Here is a 14008-nt window from a genome sequence, read left to right on the forward strand (position 1 = left end):
CGGCCCCGGTCGATGCGGTTCTGCTCGACGCGGTCGCGCTGAGGGCGGTCCCGCTCGACCCGTTTCAGGGCTGGGTGATCGCCTGGCTGGCGATGAGCTGTTGGTACGGGGCACAGCGGGCCAGGAGTGCGGGGTGGTCGCCGGTGTCGGTGACGGTTCCCTGGTCGAGCATGATCACGTGCTCGGCGTGCTGCACGGTGGTCAGCCGGTGGGCGACGACGATGACCGCGCGGGTCGTCGCCAGCTTTTCGATGATGGTCCGGAAGCGTTGTTCGTTGAGGCCGTCGAGCTGGCTGGTGGGTTCGTCGAGCAGCACGATGTCGGCGTCGGACAACAGGGCGCGGGCGAGCGCCATGCGTTGCCTCTGACCGCCGGACAGGTCGGTCTCGCGGCCCAGCAGGGTGTCGATTCCCTGGGGGAGGCGGGTGATGTCGTCGGCGAGTCCGACGGCGTCCAGGGCGGTGGCGAGCTCGGCGTCGGTGGCGGGCGTGGTGCGGCCGAGCTGGAGGTTCTCGCGGGCGGTGGCCTCCAGCAGGGTGAAGGCCTGGTCGACGTAGGTGATGCGGGTGCGGAGGGCGTCCAGGGGCCAGTGCCGCATGTCGTGACCGAGGACCGTGATGGTGCCCGAGGAGGGCCGGATGAACCGGTCGATGAGGGACAGGGTGGTGGTCTTCCCGGCCCCGGACGCGCCGACCACGGCGGTGAGCCCGGTGCGGGCGGTGCTGAAGGAGATGCCGCGCAAGGTGGGCCGGCCGGCTCCGGCGTGGGTGTAGGAGACGGCGTCGAAGGCGACGGCGGGTGCGTCGGGCAGCGGGGTTGGGGCGGCTTGGTCGTCCTCGGCCTGGTCGTCCTCCGGCGGCAGGAGCAGCAGGTCGTTGCAGCGGTCGCGGGCGGCGAGGCCGGACTGGAGCCGGCCGAGCCCGGTGGCCAGCGTGTTGACGGACGGGATCGCCTGCAGCAGGTAGAGGAGGAACGCGGCGAACGCGGCCGCGGTGATGTCGCCCGCGGCGAGTCGGGCGCCTCCGGTGAGGATCACGGCGATCATGGCGAGCTGGTTGCCCAGGGTGAGCACGGCGGGGATCAGCGTGCCCAGCCGGGCACCCTCCAGGGAGATGGAGCGCAGCCGTTCCGCGTCCTCGGCGAGCGCGCGGGTGGCCAGCGGCTCGGCCCGGTTGGCCTTGATGGTGGTGAGGGCCTCCAGGTTCGCGGTGAAGCGCTGGGCGATGTGCCCGACGGCGTCCTGCTGGCCGCTCACATTGGCCCGCATGCGGCGCAGGACCAGCGTCACCATGAGTGTCAGGGCGGACAGGGCGACCAGGGTGACCACGGTGAGGACCCAGTCGATCCACACCATCACGCCTAGGGTCGCGGCGATGGTCACGGTGGCGAGGGGCAACTGGCTCGCCACGTCCACGATTTGGCGCAGCAGCAGGGCGTCGGAGGTGATCCGGGCGGCGAGTTCGCCGGTGCCCTGGGTCCGGACGACGGGCAGCGGCAGCCGCAGCGCGTGCTCCATCAGCGTGATGCGCAGCCGGTACGCCATGCGTTCGCCGATGCGGGCGAGCAGGAAGCCGGAGCAGGCCTGGGTGAGGGCGCCGGCCACGGCGGCGGCGCACATCAGGGTGACGTCGTCGGTGAGCGGACGATGGCTGGAGAAGTCGGTGATGACGTCCTGGAGGAAGAGCGGGAGCGCGAGGGTGGCGGCGGTGGCGGCGAGTGCGAGGACCAGTGCGGCGGTGAGCGGGCCGGGTTCGGCGGTCAGTTCACGGCGCAGCCGCAGTGGGCCCTTCGTGTGGTGAGCGAGGGGAGCGGGCTCGTCGGCCACGGGGAACCTCTCTGGTGGGCGAGGGGGGCGTCGCGCCGGGGCACGCACCTGGCGTCGGGAGGGGCTGCTGGGGGGAGCGGGCGACCGGCCGGGCCGCTGGTGGCGGCCCGGCCGGCTGTGCTGCGTGCGCCCCTTACCGGGCGCTGCCCGCTACACGCAGAGGATCGTGCTCACCGTGCTGGTGCCGCAGTTGAGGACGCTCAGGGAGCTGGTGCTCGCCAGGGTGTCGTCGATCGGGGTGGCCTCGGTCTCGGGCAGGTCCATCGTCTGCAGGTCGAGGATCATCATGGCTGTTCTCCTTCATTCACTGACGGGTGGATCACCCGGCCGGGTGGCCGGGAGTCTGGGGGCGCAACTCATCCGTTCCGGTTGCGACTTGAGGGGAGTGGTCAGGGCCGGCCGGCCGTGTGACCGGCGGAGGCCCGGCCGTGGCCGGCCGTGGCCGGAGGAAGGCTCACGCTCGTCGGCGAGGGGCCGGGTCCGCCGGTCCAGGGGAGGAAGGGTGTGCCGGCCAGGGCGGTGCCCAGGGCCAGGAGCACTCCGGCCGATCCGGTCGCCAGGTCCGCGGAGAGCCGCAGGAGTTGGTCGCCAGGGAAGGCGAGGTGGCCCTGGTACGAGATCTGGTGGAGGGCCAGGAGCCTGCGGTGCCGGTCCAGCGAGGTCTGGCGGTGAGCGGCTGCTTCCGCGTCGCCCGGGGTGCGGGGACGCGGGGAGTGCCAGGGGCCCGGAGCCTGCGGTTGGGGCCGGGTGAGGGCGAGGTAGCCGAGGAGCCCCGCGCGGCCGTTGAACAGGCCGGGCTGGATGATGAATTCGGGTTCGGCGGCGCGGCTGATCGGCGTCCGGTACCGGGCTGTCGGACTCTCGGGGTGATGGCGGAGCAGGGCGTCCAGAGCCAGCCCGATGCCGGTGCTGCCGGTCTCGATGTAGGGAAGTACCCGGTACTCGTCGAGGACTTGGACGGTGCCGTCCGCCGCGGTCACACATCGCTCGAGGTCCAGTTCGAGCAGCGTCTGGGCCCGCTCGAGGAGTGTGTGATCGCCGGTGTGTTCGTAGAGGCGGACCAGGGCGAGGGCCGCGCCGGACGCCCCGTTCATCAGGCCGGCTTTGCGGCGCCCGCTCGACGGACCCTCCTTCTCCAGTTCGTCGGCCGCGGTCCGTGCGTGCGTGAGGGCGCTGTCCAGCAGCCGGTGGTCGCCGGTGGCCGTCGCGAAGTGCGACAGCGCCAGGGCGATGCCGGCGCTGCCCGATGAGAGGTCCGGGCCCGGGGGGCTGTCCGGAGTGGTGTGGGTGAGCCGCTCCAGCAGGTCGAGTGCCGCGTCCCGTTCGCCGAGGAGGTCGAGGGTGTGGGCCACGCCGTGTCCGCCGGTGTAGAGACCCGGCTGCGCCGGGCGGGCGCGGGCGGCCTCGACGAGCCACTGGACGTGTTCGGTCTCCGTGCCGGCGCCCGTGGTGTGGAGGGCGTAGAGGACGCCGGCCGCTCCGTGGGCCAGGCCCAGGCTGCCTTGGGTGAACTGGGCGATGTCGCCCGGGAAGAGCCGGTCGTCGCGGTGGGGGGTGGCCATGGCCCGGATGCCGGCCGCGAGGGAGTCGCGGATGGCCGGCCAGTCGGCCCGCGGCCCGCTGAGCAGGGCTTGGGTCTCGGCCCTGCGCAGGCCCAGTTCGGGCCTGGGAGTGCGGCCGTCCGCGGGGGAGGGGGCCAGCATGCGGCGGATCTCGTCGGTGTATCCGGGCGGAACGGGGAACCGGCGCTCGATGACGTCGGCCAGTTCGGTGCTCTTGCCCGCGTCCAGGGTGGGCAGTTGGGCGAGCGGAAGGAACAACCACAGGCGGATCGCCGCCAGTCCGTACAGGTCGATCTCCGGGCCTGTGTATCCCTTGGGAGCGGTGAAGCCCGCGGCTCCCAGGGCCGGACGTACGAACGCGTCGACGGGGCTGGCGAGTTCGAAGTCGATGAAGCAGATGTCACCGCCCGGCCGGATGATCAGGTTGCGGGGGTGGAGGTCCCCGAAGACGACCCCGCGGTCGTGCATGCCCTTCAGGACGTGCTCGATCCGGTCCACGATCGCGATCGCCTCGCGGGTGTATTCGGCGACCGTCGTGTCGTCGGCGTCCGGATGGATGAGCGGGTACTTCGCGGTGAGCCACTCGCTCAGTGACTGCCCCTCGACGAACTCCTGGACCAGGAAACGGTGTTCCCACACGGTGAGCAGTTCGTGCATGGCGGGGACTCCGGGCAGTCCCGCCAGACGGGCCATCATGTCGTGTTCCTGTTGTAACCGGGTGACGGCGTCGACTCCGCGCTGGTCGAGACCCGCGTGCGGCCGGGCCTCCTTCAGCACCACTTGAGGGCTGTCCGCGCTTTTGCGGCCGAGGTAGACACCACCGGCGTTGGAGAAGTGCAGGACCCGTTCGACGGTGTAGGGCAGGGCGGGCGCCTGTGGGGCGTTGCGTTCGGCGATGGCCTCCTCCACGAAGGGGGGCACGGGCGCCCAGTCGGGCACAGAGAAGCCGGCGCCGCGGACGTCGGGGACCAGCCGGCCGTCCGGGTCTTCGAGTGCCAGGACCCGCTGACCGGCGTCGTTGTGGCAGTGGCGCTCGGCGAATCCCCCGTAGCGCAGATACAGCGGTCCCTCGCCCCAGCGCAGATCGCTGAGGATGTACGGGCCCCGGTGGCCGGCGAGCAGCGGTCCGAGCCCCTCCAGACACCGCCGCAGCTCGGCGTCGCCCAGCGGGTAGAGCGTGCAGAACTTTCCGCTCGAACCGCGGGGTGAGTACTTGGAATTCTGCATCTGAAGGATGGGCAGCCCGCGCAGGAACTTGAACGTGATGTGCTCCCGCAGGCAGTAGTCGTAGACCAGTTCCAGTACCGCCTCGGCGTCCTCGGCGCACGAGGACACATGGATCTTCCAGCCCTGCGAGGGCAGTTGGACGTCCTGGGGGCGCACCACCGCCCAGATCTCCAGGTCGCCGCGCTCCCAGCCGGCGGGCAGCGGCCGGGTGACGGCCGCGAACTCCTCCTGAGCGCCCCAGCGACGGGGCGAGTCGTAGAAGATCGGGTCTGCGTAGGCGTAGGCCTCGTACCGGTTGTCCATCGGACTTCTCCTCAGGGCAGGGACGTGTACAGGCGGGACAGCCCAGGGGGAGCTGGGATCTGCCGGCCTGGAGAGCGGAGAGCGGAGAGCAGAGCGGGAGCGGGGAGCACGGAGCGGGGAGCGGGGAGGTACGCGGCCCGGGGAGCGGGGCGGGCTGCGCGGCTTCGGTGCCGGCCGGACGCCTTGGGAGGGCTGCGGCCACTCGAAGTATTGGGAAACCGATACTTCGTCCACAACGGCGCGAAAGAAGTCTTTTCCGAAGATATTCGCCACCGGCGTGATGATGAGACCGCCGATCGTCGACAGCGCCCAGGCGTACACCGGATCACCGGCCCGGCCCGGTGCGCCGCGTCGCCGTGGACACGGTCAAGCCCGGCGCGGTCCCTCCGCGTTTGTGAACAGGGTGTTTCGCGGGGGCGGCCCGTGTCGGCGGTGCCGCGCAATTGGGCCCTGGAGGAATGGTTAAAAGGGCATATGCCGGGTGCGGGGTGATGTGGTGTATGACCCGGGCGCGCACGCGGCCTTTTGGTGACGGATTTGTCGTACCGGCGAGAGAGGTGGGCAACCGCCCCCTCGACGGGCTCCGGCTCCTCCGCGAGCCCGGGTAGGGAGTCACCGGATGATGCGGAGGACATCGCCCGTACATCTGTGCGCTATTATTTGTTCAGAGCGGTCGGAGGAAGTCACTCTGGCTGACGATGCGTTGGTGGTCCAAGGAAAGACGCCCCGCTTCCTGCGGGGAAATGCAGGTGCAAGGCCTGCCCGGCGCTCTGACGAAACCCTGTCCCGCGATGTGCGGGGCAGGGTTTCTTGCTGCCCGGCGCCATCCCTGCGGCGGCCCTGCGGCGGCCCTGCGGCGGCCCTGCGGCGGCCCTGCGGCGGGCCCGCGGCGGGCCCCGGACGTTGGGGCCCGCCGTCCGGATGCCGTCAGTCGGCCGCACCCGCCGCGGAGGTGGCGAGCAGCGCGGCGCGTGCGGCGGCGCACAGCGCGTCGTCCTCCGGGACGGAACGCCAGGTGCCGTGCCTCACGGGCCGTTCGTCGGTGTCGAGGAACGCCTTCAGGACCGGCCGCGCGGGAGCGGCGTCCGCGCCCATCTCCGCCAGCAGCTTCACCGTTTCGATGACCGCCGGATAGGCGCCGCCCCTTTCGGCGAACGGGGCGATCGCCCGGACGAGGGCCGGGACCACATCGTCGGTGCGTCCGGTGATCCGCCACAGTGCCTCGCCGACGCGCAGCGGCAGCCAGCCGTGCGTATGACGGGGCAGCAGTTCGCGCAGCCGTCCGACGTACGGGGCTGCCGCCGGGCCCAGTTCCGCCAGGAGCACCGCGGCGCTCTCCAGGCCGTAGGGTGCGTCCAGCTCGGGAAGGAGCAGCGTCAGCGCGGGCTCGCGGTCGCCGGTCAGCCGCCCGTAGGCGAGCGCGAGGCAACGGGGTGCGAACCGCTGGTTCGCGGGCGGGGAATCAAGCAAGGCGCGCAGCCGCTCACGGGGGACGGCCTCCGCCGCGGCCGGTCCGATCGCGGCCAGGGCGTCCAGCGCCCAGACCGCGGCATCGGTGTCCAGGAGAGCGAGCAGCTCCGGGACTGCGGGCGCGGAGGCGTCGCCCCACGCCGTCAGCAACTGGCAGAGCGCCCTGCGTTCGTCGAGGCCGGTGGCCGTGGTCAGACGGGCCAGCAGCGGGGGCAGCAGCACGTCGGCATGGGCGCCGAGATCCGCCGCGACATCGTTCAGGCTCAGCTCGTACGTCCACCAGCCGTCGGCGTGGGACGAGTGGTGGACGAAGCCGGGGTCCGCGTCGGCCAGGCGCCGTGCCAGGGGCGGGACGCACCGCGCGTCACCGAGTCGCGACAGCGCCCAGAGCGCGTGGGTCCGGACCTGCGGATGCGCTTCGCCCGGTTCCGTACTCATGGCCGCCAGGGTGTCCGCCCAGGGGTGGGCCGCGCGCCCGCACATGCCGAGGATCCGGATGGCGAAGAGCCGGTTGTCGGCTTCGGGATCGCCGAGCGAACGGGCCACGTCCGGCAACAGGTCGACGACAGCGGACCGTCGGCCGCTGAGCGCCTGGGCGGCGACCCGCAGCGCTCCCGCGCGGACCGTGGGGTCCTGGTGTCCGAGCAGTTCGCGGGTCAAGTCGGCCACGGCGGTGGGGTCGTCTCCGAGGAGGCCGACCGCCCAGACGACCGTCCCCGTGGTGGTGCCCTCCGGCCGCCACGTTTCCGGTTCGCTGCCGGACAGCACGTCGGACACGGTACGTCCGCAGTCGCCGGCGTCCTGTTCCGGGAGGGCGCGGCGCAGAGCCTGCACGGCCGTCAGCCGTACGGAGGGCACGGTGCCGTTCATCTCGGCGCGCAGCCAGTCGAGGGCGGCGCCGCGCTGCTCACCCGCGTGGGCGGTCAGTGAACCGACCGAGTCGATGAGCTGGAGTCGGGTCCGTGGTGCGGCCTCGACGTCCCAGCGTGCTCGCAGCGCGGCGATCACCTCGTCGGCCCGGCCGCGGGCCTCGGCCAGACAGCGGGCGACCGCCGTACGGTGCTCCGCCACCGGGTCGTCCAGCAGCGGAAGCAGGTCCGTGACCGCCAGGTGCCAGGCGCCGGGCCAGCCGGAGGTGACGAAGCGGGGCTGTGCGGTGTTTCCCGAGTGCGCCAGGGACCGTACGAGATGGAGGAGTTCGCCCCGGACGTCCGGGGCGACGGCCGGGTCCGCGGCGGCCGCGACGACGTGGGGCAGCGCGGCGGGCGCCGACGAATAGACTCCACCGCCCTGATGGTGGACGTGTGTCAGCAGATCGTCGGCCGCGGCGGCGGCCATCTCCGGCCTCCGGAGATTCCGCAGCATGGCGGGTACGTCGTCGGCGGTCCCGTAGGCGTGCTTGAGGGCCGCCCAGTCCACGGCTTCGACCGGTGTGGTCGCATCGCTCACGTCTCGCTCGCTGACGTCTCGCCCGCTCATGCCCGACTCGTTCATATCCGGGCCGCCTCGACCTGATCCGAGACCGGGAAGACGTCATCGCAGTCCGGGCAGATAGCCCGGCCGAAGAGGTGCGTGAGCCCGCGTGCGATGTCCTCGTGTCCCGCCTGTGCCGCGGTGAGGTGCAGACGCGCGGGCAGCGGAGCGAGGCCGGCCGGGTCGGCGGGCAGCAAAGGGGTCTTGGCCGGGTCGGCCGTCACGTAGTCGCCGGCCGAGGCGAAGGTGCCGCGGTCACCGAAGGCGATGAACAGCTCCGAAGCGCACTTCGGGCACTCGATCTCGTACTCCTGCTGGTACAGGCCCTCCAGCAGCCCCGCGCTCCATACGCGTTCCCCCTCGAAGGCCAGGACGCACTGCAAAAGGTCCACGAACACCACGGCGTCCCCGCGCGCCGCGTCGAGCAGGCGGCGGGCCACGGGGAGGAGGACGGCGAACTCTCCGGCGTAGCGCGCGCTGTGCTCGTCGTCGGCCGCCGACGCGATGAGGCCCGCCAGTTCGACGGCTTCGTGCGGTTCGCCCGGGGCGCGGCCGTCCGCGATGGCCGCCAGGTGGGGGAGGGCCAGGTAGCTGTCGCTGTAGACGCTGCCCTGATGGCACAAGTCGTCCCACAGCTCGCTCCAGACCTGTCCGTCGCCCTCACCACCCAGACGGGCGAAGGCGGCGGTCAGGTCGTCGGAAGGTCTCGCGGTCATGCAACCGGATCATTCCAGGGACGAGTCCGTACCCGAGTACGGGGTGGCGGGGCCCGGCGAGCTGACGAAACCATCCTTCGGAAGCCGGTCCGCGTGGAAGCCGTTGTCACGCGTCACGGCGTGACAACCTGCCACTCAGTGATCACCTTGCGTTCTGAAAGGGGCTGTCATGTCAACCATTCCGAAGGACCTCAAGTACACCGACGACCACGAGTGGGCGCGCTTCGAAGCGGACGGGACGGTGACGGTCGGGATCACGGACCACGCGCAGAAACAGCTCGGGGACGTCGTGTTCGTGGAGGTGCACTTGGTGGGCAAGAGGGTCGACGCCGGTGAGCCCGTCGGCTCCATCGAGTCGGTCAAGGCCGCCAGCGAGATCTTCGCCCCGGTGAGCGGCGAGATCACCGAAGCGAACCCCCTCCTCGCCGAAGAACCCGAGGAGGTGAACAACGATCCGTACGGGAGCTGGCTGTTCAAGGTCAAGCCGGAGGCGGGCGCCTCTTCCGACCACCTGCTCTCCGCCGGTCAGTACACGAAGTTGATCGGCGACTGACGGGCCCCATCGGACCGGCCGCGCCTCGGGGCCCGGCGGATGCCGGGCCCCGAGTGGCGCGCTGAGCCGCCGGTCACGCGCCCGCCCAGTGGTCCCGCCTAGTAGTAGTGACGTCGTCCGCCGACCTCTCGGCCGACCGCTCCGAGGACCCACAGCACGACGCCGATCGCGACCAGGATGATCCCGATGGTCCAAAGTATTCCGATACCGGCGATGAGGCCGATGACAAGCAGGATGACTCCGAGGATGATCATGGCGTCCTCCGGTGGCGGGACGTAGTCTGCGGGCGTCCCCTACTCCTGCCGGGTTTCCTGCGTCGTGCGACCCAAACACGGGATGCGCGCCCGCGCTGATGAAGGACGCGTCGCGTCCCGCGGAGCTAAGGAGCTGAGGAGGAAGCATGGCCGACAGCGGTCGCGGATACGTCAGGGACAGGCGGGGATGCCGCCATTGGGGCCCGCACGGCGCGGCGGGACTGCTCCTGCGCCACGACGGCCGGTTCCTGCTCCAGCGCCGTTCCTGGCGGGTCCATCACGGTCGTACCTGGAGCACTCCGGGTGGTGCGCTGCACGCCGGTGAGAGCCCGTGGGACGGCGCCCGCCGGGAGTTCGCGGAGGAACTGGGCGGTGTTCCGGACCTCCGTCCGATCCACACCTTCGTCGACGATCACGGTGGATGGGCCTATCACACCGTCGTCGCGGAGCTCACCGAGCCGTTCTTCCCGCGCCGCGGGGACGGTGAAGGGTCCGCTTACCGGTGGTGTGTCGCCGCGGAGGTCGACTCGCTTCGCCTGCACCCCGGATTCGCCGCCACCTGGCCGCAGTCGATCGCCGGCATCGACGCCATGGGCGGCCTCTGACTCGGACGGTTCACGGGAAGAGAGACGGGGCCGGGCCGCGTCGGCGGCCCGGCCCCGCGTCGTCATGTCCTGCCGCTCAGGACGGCGTGACGCCGAACACTTCGGAGAGGATCAGCTTCGTCAACTCGTCGGAGGGAGCGCTGCCGTCGGGTGACTGATTGAGGTTGACCAGGACGACGACGGTCGCCTTCCGCTTCGGGTCGTATCCCACGAAGCTGTTGTAACCGGGGATCTGGCCGTCGTGGCCGAGGAAACCGGAGAAGTCGACGATCCCCAGGCCGTACGTAGGCGTGCCCGGCACGTCCGAGGTGGGGACGAAGTGCAGCCGCTGGCGCTGGGTCTGCGGGCTGAGGAGCTTTCCGTCGGCGAGCGCGGGGGCCCAGCGCAGCAGGTCGTCCAGCGTGGAGATGCCGCCGCCGGCCGCCCAGGCCCACGACGGATTCACGTCGGTGACGTCCTCGGGGTTGCCCGCCGACCAGTCGGCCCAGGCGGCGTCCTTCCCGGTGAGTACCGGTGCGGTGAGGCTCTCCACGTTGCTGATGAACTGATAGCCGCGCGGGTGCGGCGCGGGGAAGGCCGTGTCGGTGGCCAGATTGGTGTGGGGCATGCCGACCGGGCGGAAGACACGGTCACGCAGCAGTGACGTGAGCGGTCGGTGCGTGAGCTTCTCGGCGATCAGCCCGAGCAGGACGTAGTTGGTGTTGGAGTAGTGCCAGCCCTGCCCCGGCGGGAAGTACGGCTGGTGGCGGAACGCGATCGCGAGCAGTTCCTCCGGCGTCCACTGCGTCTCGGGACGGTCGTCGAGCACCTGGTTGAAGTGCAGGTCCTCGCTGTAGTTGTAGAGGCCGCTGGTCATCTGGAGCAGTTGGCGGACGGTGATGTTGCGCCCGTTCGGGACGCCGCGCAGGTAGCGCGACACCGGCGCGTCCAGCTTGATCCGGCCCTCGTCGACGAGTTCCAGGATCACCGTGGCGGTGAACGTCTTGGTGATGCTGCCGACGCGGAAGTGCTCGTCGGCCGCGATCGGCTTTCCCGTTCTGAGCGACTCGGTGCCGAGCGTCTTGGTCCAGGTGCCCCACTGAGGAGTGCGGATCGACACCACAGCTCCGGGGATGCGCAGCCGCTGCATCAGGGCGATCAGATCGGGTGTCAGGGTCTTGGCGAAGGGCGGAGCACCGTCCTTCGGGTGGTGGACGTCGCTGACGGCGCTGGGCGTCGCCAGGGCGGGTGCGACGGGCGTCAGGGCCAGCAGCGTGGCGGAGAGCAGGATGGTGAGCCGGGAACGCCGCCGTGCCGGCGTGGAGACGCGCCGGTGGCGTACGAGGGAACGGGGGAGCCGGGTCGGCATGATGGGTCCGTTTCGTCCAGTGGATCGACGTCCCCAGGGATACCTCCCGGCCTCGGCGGCGGCGCACGGTTGGGCCACCGGTGGGCGTTTCCGCACCGACGACTCGCCTTCCCTCAGCGCACAATGACGGATCGTCAAATCGACGGTCACGTCAGAACGAACGCGCGCTCGTACTCATGCCAGTGCCCATGGCCGTGCCGGTGCCGTCCGCGGACTCGGTGGACGCCAGACGTTCTCGCGCGGCGGCCCGTACCTCGGGCGTCTCCATCGGGTCGTCGCGCAGGGCCGCGATCCGCTCCATTGTCTCCGGGGCGGCCGGCGCCGACGCGATCGCGGTCAGTCGTGCCGTCTCCTCGCAGTCCCAGAGGGACTCGGACCAGGCGTGGTCCAGGCCGCCCCGGTCGATGGCGGCCAGGGCCTTCAGATACGCGGCCCGCTCGTACGAGTGCGGGGTGTGGAGCCAGAAGCGCCGCAGGTAGGGCAGCGCTTCGGCGGCGTCGGGACCGAGCCGGGCCAGGCGCCGGGCCGTCCGGTCGGGGCCGCACCAAGCGCGCGCCGACCACTGCCCGGCCAGTTCCCGTACGAGCCCCGGCAGGTCCTCGGGGGAAGGATGGTCGGCCAGGACGTCCGCTCCGAGCTCGGCCAGCCACGGACGCCGGTCCATCGCCCAGCCACGCGCCGCCGGTACGGCGAGGGTGTCGAGGCGTTCGACCGCGCGCCTGAGCAACGGCAGGGGCCGACGGCCGTCCGAGGTGCCCAGCGCGGGCACCAGAGGCAGGAGCCCCGCGTCGGGCTCCCTGCGGTTCAACGCACGCAGCGCGTCGAACTTGTCCTCCTCATCGGCGCGTTCGTCGCGGAGCAGGGTGAGCAGTTCGCCGGTACCGAGTCCGTCCAGGGTCGGCCGGGGAACGGGCTGGTGGTTCCGTACCTCGATCCCGAACCGGGTCCACGGTTCGAAGCACCACGGGAGTTCCGGTTCCCGACTGATCCGGGCGCGCGCGACGTCACCGAGGTCGTCCCACCACTCGGTCGGCCAGCCGATCGAGACCGACTCCAGGACGCGGGCCCAGTGCTCGCCTTCGCGGATGTACGTACGCAGCGCTTCCCTGGCCGCTTCCGAGCCCGAGAGGGCCAGCAGTTCCAGGACGTCACACGCCCGCAGACAGGTCTCCTCGTCCCCCGTGAGCCGACGCAGGACCGGGGTGAGGGACAGGTCCAGATCGCGGACGAGCCTGGCCAGATACAGACAGCGGTCGTCGGTCGAGTCCCAGCGCCAGTCACGGCGGATGCCGTCGTAAGCGAACGCGGCGGCTTCCTGCGGGTCCCGGAGCGCCCGCACCGCGCCGAGGCCGCGCCCCCGTTGCAGCAGACCTTCCAGGGACTCGATGCGGGCGTAGACCGTCTCGTGCTCATCGCTCATCATCTCGACCCTGCCCGATCGACTGACGGATCGCCAGGCGTTTTCGCCGTCGGCGGGATCACTCCGGGTCATGGTCATCCGCGAGCGCTCGCGCATTCCGCCACGACGTCCTGCCGTACATTCGGTCCATGACGTCCCAGGCGCACGCCACCACACCCCGCCCCGGGCCCCGATGAGCGGCTGGTGGGCCTACCTGGAGGAACGGACCCGCCAGGATGTCGACGCGAACGTGCTGCGCGATCACCGGATCGCGGCGCTGAAGGACGTGTGGGTGGCGCTGCGCCCGCTGGGGCTCGGCCTGCACGAGGCGGAACAGGTGGTGCACGCGCGGTACGAGGCCCTCGGTGAGCGCGTACGGTACCGGCCGCCCGATCCCCTCGACGTCCCCTCACTCGCGGCCCGTGCCGCGACCTTTCCGGGCCGGGTCGCGGCGGTCGAGGCACTGTGGGACGGCGACACCGTCCACGACTGGTTCGTACTGCTCGTGGTGGTCCTGGACGAACCGGCCGGGGACGGACACCTGGCGATGGTCCCCCAACGGCGCGGCGGGCCCCGGCCGGGCACCGCCGCCGCGGAGGCGGGCCGGGCGCTGGCGGACTTCCTCGCCGTGCCGTTCCACTTCGCCTCCCCGGACGTTCCCGACGACGAGGCACCGCGCTGGCGAACCCTCCGGAACTCACCGGGTCCCCGGACCTAGACTGGGGCGGCGCACGAGTGAGGCCGTGAAGTGAGCGGGTGAAGGCTGTGACCGGGAACGCCGGTGGTGTCGAGGATCCTTCCGCCGAGGTTCTCTCCGACGCGGCCGCCGCGTTCGGTCTGCTCGCCTCCTCGGCCCGGCTGCACCTGATGTGGACGCTGTCGCAGGGCGAATGTGACGTCACGCGTCTCGCCGACCGGGTCGGCGGCGCGCTGCCGGCGGTCAGCCAGCATCTGGCCAAGCTGAAGCTGGCCGGCCTCGTGCGGTCCCGCCGCGAGGGCCGACGGCAGGTCTACTACGTCGCCGACCCCGACATCGTCACCGTGGTGAGGGTGATGATCCGGCAGCTCACCGCGCGCTCGCGGTGAATTCGGAGGGCGGCCGTCCGGTTGCGGAAGGAGCACGCCTCCGCGGCCGCTCGTCGGCCCCTCGCGGCCGGATCCCGGGCAGCCGAGGAACGAACAGGCCCGATCCGACGTCTCCCTTCAGGAGACGGTTCCATCAGCCGTCCCACCGGTGACATGAGATGCCTCACGCGTGAAACGCCGGAGGATT

General features: G+C 71.4%; 12 protein-coding genes. 4 read left to right on the plus strand and 8 right to left on the minus strand.

Features of this window, described 5'->3' with window-relative positions; translation table 11 throughout:
- Positions 1 to 64: 64 nt before the first annotated feature.
- The 5 genes from ACIQ7M_RS18650 to ACIQ7M_RS18670 form a co-directional block, all read right to left on the minus strand.
- The gene (locus tag ACIQ7M_RS18650; protein ID WP_386976630.1) at positions 65 to 1825 is read right to left on the minus strand and encodes an ABC transporter ATP-binding protein; all 1761 of its coding nucleotides are present in this window, start codon (positions 1823 to 1825) and stop codon (positions 65 to 67) included.
- Between the two features lie 150 nt (positions 1826 to 1975).
- Positions 1976 to 2113, minus strand: a complete 138-nt coding sequence (locus tag ACIQ7M_RS18655; protein WP_107065889.1) for a SapB/AmfS family lanthipeptide — start codon at positions 2111 to 2113, stop codon at positions 1976 to 1978.
- Positions 2114 to 2214: 101 nt separating this feature from the next.
- Positions 2215 to 4917, minus strand: a complete 2703-nt coding sequence (lanKC, locus tag ACIQ7M_RS18660) for a class III lanthionine synthetase LanKC (protein ID WP_403645310.1) — start codon at positions 4915 to 4917, stop codon at positions 2215 to 2217.
- 927 nt (positions 4918 to 5844) lie between these two features.
- The gene (locus ACIQ7M_RS18665; RefSeq protein WP_403645314.1) at positions 5845 to 7866 is read right to left on the minus strand and encodes a HEAT repeat domain-containing protein; all 2022 of its coding nucleotides are present in this window, start codon (positions 7864 to 7866) and stop codon (positions 5845 to 5847) included.
- 11 nt (positions 7867 to 7877) lie between these two features.
- Entirely contained in the window at positions 7878 to 8576 is a 699-nt protein-coding gene (locus ACIQ7M_RS18670) for a hypothetical protein (RefSeq protein ID WP_386976620.1), read from the minus strand.
- Between the two features lie 169 nt (positions 8577 to 8745).
- Between ACIQ7M_RS18670 and gcvH the strand changes: the two genes are divergently transcribed.
- Positions 8746 to 9129, plus strand: a complete 384-nt coding sequence (gcvH, locus tag ACIQ7M_RS18675) for a glycine cleavage system protein GcvH (RefSeq protein ID WP_403645318.1) — start codon at positions 8746 to 8748, stop codon at positions 9127 to 9129.
- A 98-nt stretch (positions 9130 to 9227) separates the two neighbouring features.
- Here gcvH and ACIQ7M_RS18680 read toward each other — a convergent pair whose 3' ends face one another.
- A complete protein-coding gene (locus ACIQ7M_RS18680) occupies positions 9228 to 9383 on the minus strand; it encodes a hypothetical protein (protein WP_403645321.1) in 156 nt (51 codons plus the stop codon).
- A gap of 146 nt (positions 9384 to 9529) precedes the next feature.
- Here ACIQ7M_RS18680 and ACIQ7M_RS18685 point away from each other — a divergent pair, with 146 nt between their 5' ends.
- A complete protein-coding gene (locus ACIQ7M_RS18685; RefSeq protein WP_403645324.1) occupies positions 9530 to 9988 on the plus strand; it encodes an NUDIX domain-containing protein in 459 nt (152 codons plus the stop codon).
- A 76-nt stretch (positions 9989 to 10064) separates the two neighbouring features.
- Here ACIQ7M_RS18685 and ACIQ7M_RS18690 read toward each other — a convergent pair whose 3' ends face one another.
- Entirely contained in the window at positions 10065 to 11336 is a 1272-nt protein-coding gene (locus ACIQ7M_RS18690) for a serine hydrolase domain-containing protein (protein ID WP_403645327.1), read from the minus strand.
- A 151-nt stretch (positions 11337 to 11487) separates the two neighbouring features.
- Positions 11488 to 12756: a hypothetical protein gene (locus ACIQ7M_RS18695; protein WP_403645330.1), complete on the minus strand. Its 1269-nt coding sequence runs from the start codon at positions 12754 to 12756 to the stop codon at positions 11488 to 11490.
- Positions 12757 to 12928: 172 nt separating this feature from the next.
- Here ACIQ7M_RS18695 and ACIQ7M_RS18700 point away from each other — a divergent pair, with 172 nt between their 5' ends.
- Together ACIQ7M_RS18700 and ACIQ7M_RS18705 are read left to right on the plus strand one after the other, a co-directional pair.
- Entirely contained in the window at positions 12929 to 13453 is a 525-nt protein-coding gene (locus ACIQ7M_RS18700; RefSeq protein WP_403645333.1) for a hypothetical protein, read from the plus strand.
- Positions 13454 to 13500: 47 nt separating this feature from the next.
- Positions 13501 to 13821 (plus strand): ArsR/SmtB family transcription factor, encoded by a 321-nt coding sequence (locus ACIQ7M_RS18705; protein WP_403645336.1) that lies wholly within the window; start codon positions 13501 to 13503, stop codon positions 13819 to 13821.
- The last annotated feature ends 187 nt before the right edge of the window (positions 13822 to 14008 follow it).

This window comes from Streptomyces sp. NPDC096324, from assembly GCF_044763015.1.
Classification (GTDB): domain Bacteria; phylum Actinomycetota; class Actinomycetes; order Streptomycetales; family Streptomycetaceae; genus Streptomyces.